Origin of the sequence: Parabacteroides massiliensis (assembly GCF_900155425.1) — a bacterium.
GTDB classification, from domain to species: Bacteria; Bacteroidota; Bacteroidia; order Bacteroidales; family Tannerellaceae; genus Parabacteroides; species Parabacteroides massiliensis.
This window is the reverse complement of sequence record NZ_LT700189.1, coordinates 680209-696305: the sequence shown is the minus strand read 5'-3', so window position 1 is coordinate 696305 and position 16097 is coordinate 680209. Positions and strand designations below refer to the sequence as shown.

9 protein-coding genes are annotated in these 16097 nt (G+C 48.4%); 8 read left to right on the top strand and 1 reads right to left on the bottom strand.

Annotated features, from left to right (window positions below):
* The first annotated feature begins 271 nt into the window (after positions 1 to 271).
* The 7 genes from BQ9893_RS02965 to BQ9893_RS02930 all read left to right on the top strand — a co-directional run bounded on the left by BQ9893_RS02965 (position 272) and on the right by BQ9893_RS02930 (position 12286).
* Positions 272 to 1537, top strand: a complete 1266-nt coding sequence (locus tag BQ9893_RS02965) for a mechanosensitive ion channel family protein (protein WP_075964669.1) — start codon at positions 272 to 274, stop codon at positions 1535 to 1537.
* An 83-nt stretch (positions 1538 to 1620) separates the two neighbouring features.
* Complete coding sequence (locus tag BQ9893_RS02960; RefSeq protein WP_075964668.1) at positions 1621 to 3882, top strand: alpha-N-acetylglucosaminidase; 2262 nt, start codon at positions 1621 to 1623, stop codon at positions 3880 to 3882.
* 36 nt (positions 3883 to 3918) lie between these two features.
* Entirely contained in the window at positions 3919 to 6603 is a 2685-nt protein-coding gene (locus BQ9893_RS02955; RefSeq protein ID WP_075964667.1) for a glycoside hydrolase domain-containing protein, read from the top strand.
* 81 nt (positions 6604 to 6684) lie between these two features.
* Positions 6685 to 7746 carry a Gfo/Idh/MocA family oxidoreductase gene (locus tag BQ9893_RS02950; protein ID WP_075965379.1) on the top strand — a complete coding sequence of 354 codons (1062 nt, stop codon included), beginning with the start codon at positions 6685 to 6687 and terminating at the stop codon, positions 7744 to 7746.
* Positions 7747 to 7842: 96 nt separating this feature from the next.
* Positions 7843 to 8097 carry a hypothetical protein gene (locus BQ9893_RS02945; protein ID WP_139322558.1) on the top strand — a complete coding sequence of 85 codons (255 nt, stop codon included), beginning with the start codon at positions 7843 to 7845 and terminating at the stop codon, positions 8095 to 8097.
* 442 nt (positions 8098 to 8539) lie between these two features.
* Complete coding sequence (gene glyA, locus BQ9893_RS02935) at positions 8540 to 9820, top strand: serine hydroxymethyltransferase (protein WP_075964664.1); 1281 nt, start codon at positions 8540 to 8542, stop codon at positions 9818 to 9820.
* A 117-nt stretch (positions 9821 to 9937) separates the two neighbouring features.
* Positions 9938 to 12286, top strand: coding sequence for a family 20 glycosylhydrolase (locus tag BQ9893_RS02930; protein WP_075964663.1), 2349 nt, complete (start codon positions 9938 to 9940; stop codon positions 12284 to 12286).
* Positions 12287 to 12336: 50 nt separating this feature from the next.
* On the opposite strand, the gene BQ9893_RS02925 is transcribed toward BQ9893_RS02930, so the two are convergent.
* Entirely contained in the window at positions 12337 to 14784 is a 2448-nt protein-coding gene (locus BQ9893_RS02925; RefSeq protein WP_075964662.1) for an alpha-L-arabinofuranosidase C-terminal domain-containing protein, read from the bottom strand.
* Between the two features lie 200 nt (positions 14785 to 14984).
* Between BQ9893_RS02925 and BQ9893_RS02920 the strand changes: the two genes are divergently transcribed.
* Entirely contained in the window at positions 14985 to 16097 is a 1113-nt protein-coding gene (locus BQ9893_RS02920; protein ID WP_075964661.1) for a hybrid sensor histidine kinase/response regulator, read from the top strand.

Here is a 16097-nt window from a genome sequence, read left to right as displayed (position 1 = left end):
AGGGAAAGACTGGCCTTATTGTCGAATTTGCAAAAACACCCATTGGTCCAAATCGAAACACACAAGCATGAAAATCGATTTTCATACCCATAAAAATAAAATTTCCCGCAGGGGTAATATTTTTTAAGAAACTGGTGTTTTAGCTAATCGGCTATATATTAGGATAATGGCCTTTTTGTCGCTTTTTATGGGGTATATTGTATTTTTTTAGTTAGCTTTGTATGGAAATTCCAGGTTATCGCAAGTACACTTGACCAATCATTTAAAGAATATGCACGCAATACAAGAATGGATTAACAATCGTCTGATCGAATGGGGTATTATCAGTAGTTCGGCAAATGAACTGGACAATGCGATCGTCCTGTTTCTGATCATAGTCGTGACGGTCGGCATCGACTACGCCTGTCGTTATATCTTCCTGAATATGTTCAAACGGCTTGCGAAGAGAACCCGCAACCAGTGGGACGATCTGATCGTCGAGCGCAAGATTATCAACAAGCTGATGCACATGATCCCCGCCATCCTGGTGTATGTGTTGTTGCCGTTGGCTTTTCCGGCCGACGAGGCGCCGAAGATATTGGGAATCCTGCAAATGATATGCCAGATTTATATCATTGCCATTTCGCTTCGCTTCATCAACGCTTCCCTGAATGTCGTCCATGAAATATACAACCGGAAAGAATCGTTCAGGAACAAACCGCTGAAAGGCTTCATCCAACTGCTGCAGGTCGCCGTTTCCTTTATCGGCTTCATACTGATCATCAGTATTCTGATCGGAAAATCCCCGGCGACGCTGTTCGCCGGACTGGGTGCTTCCGCCGCTATCCTGATGTTGGTGTTCAAAGATACGATCTTGGGATTTGTGGCAGGCATACAACTTTCGATCAACGACATGCTGCGTCCGGGCGACTGGATCACGATGGAGAAATACGGGGCGAACGGGACGGTTACCGAAGTCACGCTGAACGCAGTCAAAGTCAAGAACTTCGACAATACGATCACGACGATCCCCCCTTACGCCCTGGTGAGCGATGCTTTCCAGAACTGGCGTGGCATGTCGGAATCTCCCGGACGACGGATCAAGCGTTCCATCAATATCGACATGAACAGCGTGAGCTTCTGCACACCGGAGATGTTGGCCAAATTCCGTAAAATTTCTTTGCTGGCAGACTATATCGACAAGAAAGAAAAAGAACTGGACGCCTATAACGAAGAGCACCGGATCGACGGCTCCATCCGTGTGAACGGCCGGCGGCAAACGAATATCGGCGTGTTTCGCGCCTACCTGGTCAATTATCTGAAAAGCCTTCCGGAGGTCAGCAAGGAACTGACCTGCATGGTCCGCCAGTTGCAGCCGACGGAAACCGGCATACCGATCGAACTCTATTTCTTCTCCTCCGTGAAAGACTGGGTCCCTTACGAAAGCATTCAATCCGACGTGTTCGACCATGTACTGGCCGTAATTCCGGAATTTGGGCTCAGCGTCTTCCAGAATGTCTCCGGCAACGATTTGAGAGGATTGAAAATAGTACAATAACAAAAAAAGCGTCGCCCGCCATAGGGAAACGCTTTTTTTGTTCGTCTTATGATTGTAATATCTAATTTCAACAAACAAAAAAAATGAAACTCAAATTACTACTGCTTAGCTTCATCCTCGTGTGCACTACAGGATGTAAGAAAGATCCTCGGATACAGGCGGCCTACGACTTGATCGAACGCGTGACTCCCGGATACGGAAATCAATTCAAACTGGAATTAATGGAACCTGTCGATGGGATGGACGCCTATGAGATCACGTCCGACAACGGCAAAGTCGTACTGCGCGGAAACAACACGGTCTCACTGGCGACGGCGTTCAACCAGTATCTGAAATATACCTGCGACGCACACGTTTCCTGGTTCGGCAATCAACTGGACCTGCCGGAACAATTGCCGATGCCCGTCCCTGTTAAAAACACGATCAACGGCAAATACCGCGTCTACATGAACTATTGTACGGTCAGCTACTCGGCAGCCTGGTGGGATTGGGAACGCTGGCAACGGGAACTCGACTTTATGGCAATGAACTCGATTAACATGCCCTTGTCCGTTGTCGGACTGGAAGCAGTCTGGTACAATACCCTCCTCAAACACAAGTTTACGGACGAGGAAGCCCGCCGGTTCCTGGCCGGTCCCGGACATTTCGCATGGCAATGGATGCAGAACCTGCAAAGTTATGGCGGCCCGCTTCCCAAATCTTGGATCGACAAGCATATCGTTCTGGGAAAACAGATTATCGACCGGGAGCTGGAACTGGGCATGCAACCCATTCAACAAGGATTTTCCGGTTATGTCCCGCGTGAGCTGAAAGAAAAATACCCGGATGCCAAGATACAGTTGCAACCATCCTGGTGCGGTTTCACCGGGGCGGCGCAGTTGGACCCGACCGATTCGTTGTTCACCGTGATCGGGCGCGACTTCCTGGAAGAAGAGAAAAAACTCTACGGGGCGCATGGCGTTTATGCGGCCGATCCGTTCCACGAAAGCCAACCGCCTGTCGACACGCCGGAATATTTGAGTGCCGTCGGCAACGCCATCCACCAACTCTTCGACGATTTTGACCCGAACTCGATTTGGGCCATGCAGGCATGGAGCCTTCGCGAACCGATCGTGAAAGCTGTTCCGAAAGAGAATCTGCTGATCCTGGACCTGAACGGGGCCAGAAGCCAGCAGGAAAATGCTTGCTGGGGGTATCCGCTCGTTGCCGGAAACCTGCATAACTTCGGAGGACGTATCAACCTGCACGGAGATTTGCGCCTGCTTGCCTCCAACCAATACGCGAATGCGGTAAGAAAGAACCCGAATGTTTGCGGCTCCGGTCTCTTTATGGAGTCTATCGAGCAAAATCCGGTCTATTATGATCTGGCTTTCGAAATGCCGCTGCATAAGGAAGAGGTCGATATCGAAAAATGGCTCGACCGTTACGCAGACCGTCGCTACGGCAAACCGTCCGAAAGCGCCCGTCAGGCTTGGCGGCATCTGTTGGAAGGACCCTATCGTCCGGGAACAAACGGGACGGAACGCAGTTCCATCATCGCTGCCCGCCCCGCTGTGGATGTGAAGAAATCCGGTCCTAACGCCGGCCTGGGGATACCCTACTCCCCTCTGTCGGTAGTCCAGGCCGAAAGCTTGTTGCTGAAAGACGCCGACCGGCTGAAGGGGTCCGATCCTTATCGTTTCGATATAGTCGATGTCCAGCGCCAGTTGATGTCCAACCTCGGACAGGCCATCCATAAACAGGCGGCAGAGGCGTTCCGCAAAAAAGACAAGGAAGCGTTCGCCCTGCATAGCGGCCGTTTTCTCGAAATGCTGCGCGATGCCGACGAGCTGTTGCGAACGCGTCCGGAATTCAACTTTGACAAATGGTTGACCCAGGCTCGTAGTTGGGGAGATAACAAGGAAGAAAAAGACCTCTTTGAAAAAGACGCGACCGCGCTTGTCACAGTGTGGGGGGCCGATGGCGATCCGCTTATCTTCGACTACTCTTGGCGGGAATGGACGGGTTTGATAGACGGATATTATCTGAAACGCTGGGAAAAGTTCTACGCCATGCTTCAGGAGCATCTCGACGCCGGGACAAGCTACAGCGAAGAAGGATTGCCGCAAACACACGGCCGTGAAGCTTTCCGTGCCAACGATTTCTACAGCATGTTGGGTGACTGGGAACTTCAGTTCGTTTCCACGCCCGGCAAAGTCCGCACCCCTATCACGCAAGGCGACGAAGTGGAAACCGCTACCCGCCTGTATAAAAAGTATGTCCGCCTCGCCGCCGAATATTATAAAGATGAAATCAAGGCAGATGAAATCCATGAAGGCAACATCTTTGAAAACCTGGGTGAATAGCACCTCGATATGACAATACTAATGTAAACGAACAAGATGAAGAAAACAATCCTGACAGCCGTTGCGTTGCTCCTGACCTGGGGCAACGCCGGACTGAAAGCCCAAGAAACGGTCACGAATGCTTTCGATGACCTGAAACGCTCCGGAACTGTTAACGAACAAGATTCGGAAATGCGACAGGCTGCCTCGAATGCCGCCATGCAAGAATTGTTGGCACGGAAACCGGCGGCAGGCTATTTTTGCTTTGCCGAAGACCGGATGCATGATATCCGTCTCGACCAGACCATCCCAGCCCGTTGGACGGAACGTGCCTACGAGACCTGGCTGCAATTGGAAGGCGACTGCCGGCCCGGAGAGTTCTACACGTGGCAAATCGGTGTGTTCACTCCTTTCGAGGAGCTGAAAGACGTCTCCGTTTCATTCTCCGATTTGACCAATGGAGATGGGAATAAGATCAAATCCTCCTCATTTCAGTGTTTCAACCAAGGAGGAACCGACACCGACGGGCAAACATTCCGGAAAACCGTCAGTGTCCCCAAAGGACATGTGCAAGCTCTCTGGATCGGGATGGACATTCCGGCTTCTGCCGAAGGACGGTATAAAGGAAAGGCTTTCGTGAAGGAAGGCAACGGCAAACCGGTCGAGATAGCAATCGAACTGAGCGTGTCGGGTTCGCCGATCGCCAATCATGGCGATGACGAAGGATGGCGGAAAACCCGTCTGCGCTGGCTCAACTCCACATTAGGGAAAGCCGATGAACCGACTGCGCCTTACACTCCGGTGGCCGTCCGAAAGAAAACTCTCTCCTGGTTGGGCGGTGAAATCGAACTTTCTTCGAGCGGGCTGCCGTGCAGGATAAACACTTGTTACGATGCCAACAACCGGCTCAGTGATTCAATCTCGAATGCCGTCCTGGCAAAAGGAATGGCGTTTGTCATCGAGACTCCCGACGGACAGGAGGCCTTGACCCCCGGAAGTCTCCGTGTCACGAGCCGCAATGACGCTTCCGTCAGTTGGGAAACGAAGCAAAAGAGCCGTAACTTCGATGTCGTGTGCCAGGGTACTTTCGGGTTCGACGGTATCGGCAGTATTCATCTTCAGGTCAAACCGAAAAAAGATGTCGAGATCAAGGATATACGTTTGGAAATTCCTTACACGGCTTATGCCTCCAAGTATATGATGGGATTGGGGCACAAAGGCGGATTTCGTCCGGACACGCTGATATCATGGAAATGGGACACCGGCAAGCATCAGGACAAAATCTGGATGGGTAACGTCAACGCCGGCCTTAACCTTCATTTCATGGATGAGAATTTTGTGCGTCCGTTGGTCAATATCTATTATGCACTCGGCAAATTGAACCTGCCCCTTTCCTGGGGAAACAACAACAGAGGCGGTATCCGTATCCGCCCAGAAAAAGAGGGCGAAACACGAATGATCGTCTACAGTGGCGAACGCAGTTTACGCAAAGACGAAGTCCTGCATTACAACTTCGACATGCAAATCACGCCTGTTAAACCGATCGACCTGGAATTGCAGGCAACGGAGCGTTTCTATCATTCGAACAGCGACGTCAGCGCCGGCTATATCCCGGCTGCCCAGAAAGCTGGAGCGAACTTGATCAATGTCCATCATAAGAAAGATATTTATCCTTTCATCAACTATCCGTATTATGACGAGTCGGTTGCCGACCTGAAACGTTTCATCTCCGAAGCACACAGCAAAAACCTCGGAGTCCGGTTATATTACACAACGCGCGAACTGACCGTGAAAATCCCCGAACTCTGGGCCTTGCGAAGCCTGGGCGGAGAAGTGATCCATGACGGTCCCGGAAAAGACACACGTACGTTGATCCATCGTAACGGGCCGAACGAGTGGCTGAACAAGAATCTCGCCACGCACTTCATTCCTGCCTGGTACAACGCTTTCAAAGAGGGAAAATATGCGGGTGATATGGACATTTCCGTTATTACGACTCCCGATTCCCGTTGGAACAACTATTATCTGGCCGGGCTGGATTGGATGGTGAAAAACTTAGGAGTCGACGGCATTTATATCGACGACAGCGCCCTTGACCGCAAAACACTGCAGCGTGCCCGGCGCATCCTCGACGCCGACGGTAAACGGCGGCTGATCGACATCCACTCCTGGAACCACATGAACCAGTGGGCCGGCTATGCCAACTCCCTGCACCTCTATACGGAACTTCTTCCCTACGTCGATCGTACCTGGATTGGCGAAGGTTTCAATGCTGACAATACGGCCGACTTCTGGTTAGTGGAAATGTCAGGTATTCCGTTTGGCCTGTTAAGCGAGACACTGGACGCGCGTAATCCTTTCCGGGGTATGATATTCGGTATGCTTCCTCGCCTGCCTTGGAGCGGCAACCCTGTCCCGCTTTGGCAATTGTGGGATTCGTTCGGGATGGATAAAGCATCCATGCATGGCTACTGGGACGAAAACAGCCCTGTCAAGACGGATAATGCGAATCTTCCGGCAACGGTCTATACGAACGGGGACAAAGCCCTTCTCGTGATAGCCAACTGGACGGACCTGCCGCAAAAGGCAAAAATATCCATCGACGAGAAAGCTTTAGGCTTCCATCCGGCTACGATTTCATTGCCGGAAATAAGAAACATCCAGTGGGGTAGCCGGGTGAACAATCTGGAGCGATGCGAGATTATGGGACGGAGCGGCATGATCATCCTGCTTGAAAAGTAAATACTCCGTTCACATTGTTTGCAAATTTCTGATATTTTGATGGAGAAATTCATATCTTCGCAAAAACAAACTTTCATAAAGATGGAGAAGATCAAAACTGGATTGGCCGCCTTCGGCATGTCTGGGCAAATATTTCATGCCCCCTTTATCAGTACGAACCCGGCTTTTTGCCTGACGGCAATCACGGAGCGCAGCAAGGAACTGTCGAAAGAACGTTATCCTTCAGCCCGTATTGTGCGCAGTTTCGATGAACTCGTTGCGTTGGATGAGTTAGAACTGGTTGTCATCAATACGCCCGACAGTACGCATTACGACTACGCCCGGAAAGCACTGGAGGCCGGAAAGAATGTGATTGTCGAGAAACCTTTCACGACAACCGTAGAACAAGGGCAAGAACTGGTCGACCTCGCCCGCTCCAAAGGACTGGCTATAAGCGTGTATCAGAACAGACGCTGGGATTCGGATTTCCTGACGGTTCGGGAAATACTGGATAAAGGACTGCTGGGACGTCTTGTAGAGTTCGAATCGACTTATCCCCGCTACCGTAACTTTATAAAACCGGGGACATGGAAGGAAACCGGAGAGTTGGGCGGCGGCCTGACCTATAACCTGGGGGCTCATGTGATCGATCAGGCGGTTCAGTTGTTCGGCATGCCGGAAGCCGTTTTTGCCGATATCGACATCATTCGTACGGGCGGCAAGGTTGACGATTATTTTGTGATCCATCTGCTCCGCCCTTCCAAGGCGCCACATGTCAAAGTCACCTTGAAATCCAGCTACCTGATGTGCGAACCCGAACCCCGCTTCGTCTTGCACGGCACGGAAGGATCTTTCGTCAAATACGGCTTGGACCGTCAGGAAGCAGACCTGAACGAAGGGCTGATGCCCGGCTCTCCCGGCTGGGGTGTTGAAGACGAAAGCATATGGGGACTCCTTCACACAGAGAAAGACGGCAACGTCGTCCGACGCAAATATCCCAGCCATGCCGGAAATTACGGCGGATTTTACGACAATATTTACCGACATCTCCGCCACGGCGAACCACTCCTGACGGATGCCGCCGGCGTGTTGCCTGTCATCCGTCTGATCGAGGCAGCCTACGATAGCAGTAAGATGGGGAAAGTTGTGAAAATCAGAAAATAAAACAGTCAAAAGAAAAAGCCCGCATAAAACCGGGCTTTTTCTTTTGATATACCTATATTTGCAACTGCATCGACACACAGATAAATACTTTATATTATGACAACAATGGAATTGAATGCACAAAAACAGCTTCTGATTGAAGAAATATTGGAAACAGACAATCCGAGACTGATCGATTACCTGAGAAAAGCCTTGGATAAATTCAAGGACATGAATGTTATCCCGATGAAACGTCCTTGCGTTTACACGCATGAAGAGCAGATGGAGATACTTCGTCAGTCATTAGCTGATATTGATGAAGGGAGATATCTTTCCACTGAAGAATTAGAGGAAGAAATGAAAACCTGGTAAAACAATAAAGACATAATGGATAACCTAAAGCCTTATTGGACTGATCAAGCAATCAGACAAATGAAAGAAATTTACGACTTCTACAAAGCCTTTGGCAAGAAAACGATTCAAAAACGGATCTCCCCCATTAAGAAGCAGGTAGATCGTTTAACCCGTTTCCCCTATTGTAGGAAAAGTAGAATCCTACTATCAAGGAACAGAATCTTTTCGTTCCCTGATCGAAGGAGATTATAAAATCATCTATCTTATCAGAAGAGAAGAACGAATCTATATTGTGGCCATTTTCGATTGTCGCCAAGATCCATCCAACCTATATACAATGTTGAAGTTATAAGGATATTTCGATATGATTTTATCTCCGTATATGATTTTTTATCGTAAATTTGCCAACGATCCCCTAAAAAGAGAGGGGGACTCATTGCAATAACCAATTTTACATGTAATGAAAAGAGACAATATCATTTTCGACATCATTGAGAAGGAACATCAGCGCCAGCTGAAAGGCATTGAACTGATTGCTTCCGAAAACTTTGTAAGCGACCAGGTGATGCAAGCCATGGGTAGCTGTCTGACCAACAAATACGCTGAAGGATATCCCGGCAAGCGCTATTATGGAGGTTGCGAAGTAGTAGACCAGAGCGAAACCATCGCTATCGAACGGTTGAAACAGATTTTCAATGCAGAATGGGCCAACGTACAGCCACACTCCGGAGCACAGGCTAATGCTGCCGTATTTCTGGCAGTCCTGAATCCCGGTGATACATTCCTTGGCCTGAACCTGGCACACGGCGGGCACCTTTCCCACGGTTCTCCAGTAAACAGTTCGGGTATCTTATACCATGCTACGGAATATAATGTTAAAGAAGACACCGGCCGTGTTGATTACGACCAGATGGAAGAAGTCGCTTTACGTGAAAAACCGAAATTGATCGTAGGTGGCGGTTCCGCTTATTCCCGTGAATGGGACTACAAACGGATGCGTGAGATTGCTGACAAGGTTGGTGCCCTTTTGATGATCGATATGGCTCACCCTGCCGGTCTGATCGCTGCCGGATTGCTGAATAACCCGTTGGAATATGCTCATATCGTAACTTCCACGACCCACAAGACTTTGCGTGGTCCGCGTGGCGGTATCATCCTCCTGGGTAAAGATTTCGAAAATCCTTGGGGTAAGAAGACTCCGAAGGGAGAGATCAAAAAAATGTCTCAATTGTTGGATTCCGCCGTATTCCCCGGCATCCAGGGAGGTCCGCTGGAACATGTGATCGCTGCCAAAGCCGTAGCTTTCGGCGAAGCACTGGAACCGGAATATAAGACCTATCAGGCTCAGGTAAAGGCAAATGCGGCTGCTATGGCAAAAGCATTCATGGACAAAGGTTACAAGATCATTTCAGATGGTACGGACAATCATAGCATGTTGATCGACCTGCGCAAGAAATTCCCCGAACTGACCGGTAAGGTTGCAGAAAAAGCTCTTGTTGCTGCCGATATCACCGTAAACAAGAATATGGTTCCGTTCGACAGCCGTTCGGCATTCCAGACTTCAGGTATCCGTGTCGGAACACCGGCAATCACCACCCGTGGCGCCAAAGAACCGCTGATGGCCGAGATCGTCGAATTGATCGATACCGTGCTGACTGCACCTGAATGCGACAAGACTATCACTGCTGTTCGCGAAAAAGTAAACAGCATCATGAAGGAATATCCAATCTTCGCGTGGTAATGTATAGATTTATGATTTATAATTTATGATTTATGCGTCACAAAAATAAATCATAAATTATAAATCATAAATCTCTTTCTTTCTTTTTCTAAATCAATCAAATTACATAAATAATTTATGAAAACACTTTTATCGATGTGTGCAGGCGCAGCACTTTGTATCCTTGCGTCATGCAGCGAAGGACCGACAAAACAGATGCCTTACAATCAAGGTATCAATGTGATCCCGATGCCGGTAAGCCTCGTCCAGAACGAGGGCAGTTTTAAACTAAGCAAAAACACAGCTTTCTCCGCTTCCACTCCGGAAGCTAAAACAGTAGCTGAATATTTTGCCGCCCAAATGAATCTTGCCACCGGCTATCAGATAACAGTCAGTGACAAGGCTGCCTCCAACGGCATTACGCTGGCAATCGACGGGGCACTGGATGTAAACAACGAGGGCTACACGTTGGATGTCACTCCGCAAGGCGTGACGGTCAAGGCTAAAACCCCGCAAGGCCTGTTCTACGGTATGCAAACATTCATGCAATTGCTTCCGGCCGAAATTGAAAGTCCGGCAGTCGTGAACGGTATTGCCTGGACTGCTCCCAGCGTAACGGTGAAAGACGAACCGCGTTTCGAATATCGTGGTATCATGTTGGATCCTTGCCGTCATTTCATCCCGGTAGAGAACGTTAAGAAACACCTCGATGTACTGGCCTTGTTCAAGATCAACCGCATGCACTGGCATCTGACGGACGATCAGGGTTGGCGTATCGAAATCAAAAAATATCCGAAACTGACAGAGATCGGTTCCAAGCGTATCGATGGCGAAGGAACGGAATATGGCGGTTTCTATACGCAGGAACAGATCAAAGATGTGGTAAAATATGCAGCAGACCGTTTTATTACGATCGTTCCCGAAATCGAACTTCCGGGACATGAGTTGGCCGCAATCTCCGCATATCCTGAATTGTCTTGTAAGGGCGAACCGACTACCCCGCGTATCATCTGGGGTGTGGAAGACATCGTATTGTGTGCCGGAAAGGAAAAACCTTTCGAGTTCCTGCAGGATGTTTTTGACGAAGTCGCACCTCTTTTCCCCGGTGAGTATATTCACATCGGTGGTGACGAATGTCCGAAATCAAGTTGGAAAGAATGCCCGCTCTGCCAGAAACGTATCCGTGAGGAAGGCTTGAAAGCCGACAAGAATAACTCTGCCGAAGAAAAGTTACAGAGCTATTTCGTTCAGCGCATGGAGAAATACCTGTCCGACAAGCATGGTAAAAAGATCATCGGATGGGATGAAATCCTCGAAGGCGGCCTCGCTCCTTCCGCAACCGTTATGTCCTGGCGTGGTGAAGAAGGCGGTATCGCTGCTGCAAACATGGGACATGAAGCGATCATGACTCCAGGAAGCGGCGGCATGTACATTGACCAGTTCCAAGGAGATCCGAAGATCGAACCGGTTTCTATCGGCGGCTACGATCCGTTGTCGAGAGTGTATGCATACAATCCGACGCCCGATACTTTGGTCGCTACCGGAAAGGCAAACTTGATCAAGGGTGTACAAACAAACCTTTGGTCTGAATATATGTACAACACGGACCTGGTGGAATATCGTGCTTATCCACGTGTGTTGGCATTAGCCGAAATCGGCTGGACTACACTGGCACGCAAAGATTATAAAGATTTCGAACGTCGCTTGGATAATGCTTTGGTTCGTTTGGACGAACTGAACATCAACTACCATATTCCGCAGCCGGAACAGCCGAACGGTTCATGTAATTTCGTTGCATTCACCGACAAAGCTTCTCTGGAATTCAAGACAACCCGTCCGGTCAAGATGGTTTATACAATCGACGGAACCGAACCGGCTCAGGAATCTGCCGTCTATTCCGCCCCGATCGAATTTACGGAATCCGGTGTTCTGAAGATTCGCTCCGTATTGCCTTCCGGCAAAATGAGTAAGACTCGTACGATCACAGTTGAAAAGCAAGCCTTAGCTCCTGCCAAGGAAGTTGCCAAGACTACTCCGGGATTGGAAATGCAAGTGACCGACGGCATGTTCTTGAATTCATCCAAACTGGGAGACGTAAAAGAATGGAAGAAATCGGTCATCAAAGATCTGCGTGAAATCACCAGCGTAGTGAAAACAAGCGAATCTATGCGCGGTGTCAAGCAATATGCTGCCATAGCAACCGGTTACGTCAATATTCCTGAAGACGGCGTTTACTATATTTCTTCCGACAACGAAGAAGTATGGATCGATGGTAAATTGTTAGTGAATAACGGAGGTGAAGTGAAACGTTTCTCCCGTCACGACAGTTCGGCTGCTTTGTCTAAAGGCTTGCACGAGATCAAGGTGGTATTCTTGGGACATATCATTGGCGGATGGCCTTCAAACTGGAACGACGGAAGCGTGAAACTCCGCAAAGCCGATACTGATAAGTTTGTCAAGATCACTCCTGAGATGTTAGTTCATTAAGAAAACATTTTAGGCACGGATTTCCCCGTGTAATCCGTGCCTAAATGTTATCAATCGATTTTTAATTTCATTATCGTAATCGAGTTCGGAGGAAAACTGTATACCTTGGGACCACTCAACGAGAAGGATATTTCTTTTGTCTCCGGTATGATCTCGTCGGGTTTGCCGTATGTGTTACGCGCTTCGGGATCGCCTGTGAGTTGAATAATCTCCGCCGTATTTTTAACACTGATACCTTGCAGGTTCAACTCCGTCTTCTCTTCGTGCTGGGTCGTGTTGATCACCTTCAGTATAATCATATTCGTCTCCTTATCCAGTGCAGCGGTAGAAACCAAAGAAGGTATGCCGGGTAGTATTGCTTCATGAACCAGTGTGTCATTCACGAAACAACCGATTTGTTCCCCTTTACAAGCGATCTTCACGTTATACCAGCGATTACTCTGGAACGGATAAAGGACAGGCGTACGCAACGTATCCCTCACTCCTCCTGCCTGGCGGTAGAACTCGACAAGACCGGTGCCGATCGTCAGTCCGATATAGTCATTCCGTTCTCCGGGCAGCCCGTTATCACGCACACGGAATTGGATTTGTCCGCTTCCCTTCGTCCTCCTGATATCTGCCGAAAAGATATAATCATAGGCAGACGGATCGCCTAAAAGGATGTAGTTCCATCTGTTTGCAACCGGTGTCAGTCTTCCCCGGTCGACTGTCCACCCTCCGGTCATGACAGTTCCTTCCGTAACAGGCGAATTATCTATTTTCACCTCTTTAAATTCATAGCTGTTATCGAACATCTCGATACCGGCACGTCCGAAGGTAACCTGAGGTTTCTGATAGGTATGGACTTCGGTCTTCAGCACTTCGTCTCCCCTGTTGTTGCCGAACATTCGCAACAGATGGTAAGAGGGCGAAAGAGCGATCTGTTCACCGTCAAAAGAAATGGCCGGATAGCGTTCTATCTTGTATTTCGTATTCCCTAAAACCGGGGCATAAGCCAAACGTTTCACGATGTCTTGCCCGTTCTCTGCTCCGACAAGGAAACAAGCCTCCCCGATGGCAGCCCGCAAACTTCCGGGAGCAGCTCCGCCGGATAAACCGAATTCTCCGATAAAGGCAGGTGGCATCCGGCGCGTACGTCCGGCAACAAAACGGTTGTGATTGGAGATCAAAAACGATTCGCTTGAATAAAAATGAGTATCCGACCATTCATTCCTGTTTTTCTTTCTGACCTCGGAACTGCTTATCACCGTAACGTCCGGATAGGTTTCTTGGATCGCTTTCTTAAACAGTTCGAAGCGTCTGGAATATTCCAGACCGTAATTTTCGCTACCGATCTCCACATACTTCAACCCGAAAGGTTCCGGATGTCCATGACCGGCCCGTAAAGCTCCCATAACGGAATCGGTCGGCTCGTTGGCATAAGCGATGGCGTCCAAGGCGTCTTGTACCAGTTTTCCCATCGCCGTTATGTCTTCGTAACGCGGACGGCGGCTTTGGTTGGTCACACCGCTATTGATGACATAGACCGGTTCGGCTTCCAAGTCTTCACACATTTGGAGATACTCATGATAGCCAATGCCGTTGGTCGTGCCATATGCCCATACATTCCAGAAGTGTTTGCGTTCGGCGATGTCTCCTACCGTTTCACGCCAGACCGGGTAGGTTCCGGCCGTATATCCTTCAACAAAACTTCCGCCGGGAAAACGAATGAACGCCGGCTTCAATGCCGCAATCAATTCCATCAGTTCCGGACGTAATCCGTTCGGACGATCTTTCCATGTTTTTTGAGGAAACAAGGATACGACATCCAGCCAGAAAACGGCCGAACTGTCAGTCGTTATTGTCAACACGGCTTTATTTGTATTCGAGTTCGCGGTAAAAGTATGCTTGTACTTCCTCCATTCATAGGTCGGTGCTACACGGAAAACTTCGCTGAAAGCCGTTTCTCCGGTAGAATCAGCCAAAGTCAGACTTACTGTCTTCGGAACCATAGAGGCTCCTTTTATATAGAAAGACAAATCATATTTCTCGCCTTCGTGAAGAGGTATTCCTCCATACCCTTCAGCAACGACACCTCCTTTTCCCGATTCGGCAGAAGCAGACACCGAGACCAACAGGGAACGCCGGTTCTTGTCGTTAATCAGCTCCTTTGTGTCGGGATAGATATAAGATGTCGCAGAAAAGCGATGCCATCCCGGCACCGAATCAGAACGTAAGAAAGGAATACTCCATCCATTCGGAGTAGTCAGGACTCGGCGGACAGGGTCGTACGGGCAGTTCAAGGGAGGCACTCCATCTTCAAAACTCCGGTTTTGTATCAATTCCGCATAAATACCGCCATCCACCGCATGGTTGATTTCCTCAATGGTCAAACCATACAGATCCTTGTTTACAGGAATTGTCAAGCCGTCCCCATCCACCAGAATAGAGGATGTCACAGGCATTTCCGGCTGACAACCGGCTAATATGAGCACTAAAAAAACTAAATTCGATTTCATGGTGCAAACTTAAAGAATAATTTCAATAAAAAACTCCATTTCAACCTATATCAAGCGTTTTAGCTGTACACGCTAAATATGCAAAAGAGATATTTTTCCGAAATAGAATTTATTTTTCAGGAAAAGACGATTATGTCGACAGAATTCAATACTTTTGTATCATTGATAGTATTTGAATATCAAGAAAAATACGAAATCAAATGGAAAATTTAGCATCACAATATACAGTATTAGTGGTAGACGATGTGCCAACTAACGTTATGCTTGTGCAGGCGATACTGAAAAAAGAAGGTTATACGCTACTGACGACAGACTGTGGAACCAAAGCGTTACGTATCGCCCAGGAAAAGCATCCCAATCTTATCTTGCTCGATATTATGATGCCGGAGATGGATGGATACGAAGTGTTGCAGCATTTGAAAAGCAATCCGGAAACCAACAATATCCCTGTCATTATCATGTCGGCCTTAAGTGATATGCAAAGTATCGTAAAAGGTTACCAGTTGGGAGCGACGGAATATGTAACAAAACCTTTTCAACGGGAAGAATTGGTAAAACGTGTCGCCCATCGCTATGAACTGTTCAGTATTAAACGTATCAAGCAGGAACTTGAAAACACGATCGAATCTCGCGATACGCTCTATTCTGTTATTGCACACGATTTGCGCTCTCCGCTTGGTTCATTGAAGATGATGAATAACGCTATCCTGATGATGGTCGATAAGAATCAGGTCAGCGACGAGGTATACGAAATGCTTCAAATGATGAACAAGACATCGGAAGAAATATTCCAACTTCTCGACAACCTCCTGAAATGGGCGAAGAATCGTTTGAACAAACAGAATATTTACAGACAGCAGGTCGACATCAACAGTATAGTCAACAGTACTGCCGAGATATTTATTCCGATGGCAACCCAGAAAGGCATATCCATCACGCTCGAAGGTCTGGATAAAGAACTGATGGGGGCGACAGACATCGATATGGTAAAGACAATCGTCCGTAATCTGGTTTCCAATGCTGTCAAGTTCAGCTACGAAAAAGGCGTGATTACGGTATCGACCAAAAAAGACGGGGATTTCGTCATTGTCAGTGTGAAAGACTCAGGTAAAGGAATCAAGATGGAAGACCAGGGTAAGTTGCTGAAGCAAAACACTCATTTTACTTCTTACGGAACGAATAATGAAAAAGGATCCGGCCTGGGCTTAATGCTGTGCAAAGATTTTGTCGAGCAACTCGGTGGTAAAATGTGGTTCGATTCCGAAGAAGGGAAAGGCACTTCCTTCCATTTCTCCTTGAAAGCATTGAATTGA

Excerpts from the sequence above, each read along its gene's own strand:
- glyA (WP_075964664.1), top strand. The coding sequence starts at position 8,540 with ATGAAAAGAGACAATATCATTTTCGACATCATTGAGAAGGAACATCAG.
- BQ9893_RS02920 (WP_075964661.1), top strand. The coding sequence starts at position 14,985 with ATGGAAAATTTAGCATCACAATATACAGTATTAGTGGTAGACGATGTG.
- BQ9893_RS02965 (WP_075964669.1), top strand. The coding sequence starts at position 272 with ATGCACGCAATACAAGAATGGATTAACAATCGTCTGATCGAATGGGGT.
- BQ9893_RS02955 (WP_075964667.1), top strand. The coding sequence starts at position 3,919 with ATGAAGAAAACAATCCTGACAGCCGTTGCGTTGCTCCTGACCTGGGGC.
- BQ9893_RS02950 (WP_075965379.1), top strand. The coding sequence starts at position 6,685 with ATGGAGAAGATCAAAACTGGATTGGCCGCCTTCGGCATGTCTGGGCAA.
- BQ9893_RS02925 (WP_075964662.1), bottom strand. The coding sequence starts at position 14,784 with ATGAAATCGAATTTAGTTTTTTTAGTGCTCATATTAGCCGGTTGTCAG.
- BQ9893_RS02960 (WP_075964668.1), top strand. The coding sequence starts at position 1,621 with ATGAAACTCAAATTACTACTGCTTAGCTTCATCCTCGTGTGCACTACA.
- BQ9893_RS02945 (WP_139322558.1), top strand. The coding sequence starts at position 7,843 with ATGACAACAATGGAATTGAATGCACAAAAACAGCTTCTGATTGAAGAA.
- BQ9893_RS02930 (WP_075964663.1), top strand. The coding sequence starts at position 9,938 with ATGAAAACACTTTTATCGATGTGTGCAGGCGCAGCACTTTGTATCCTT.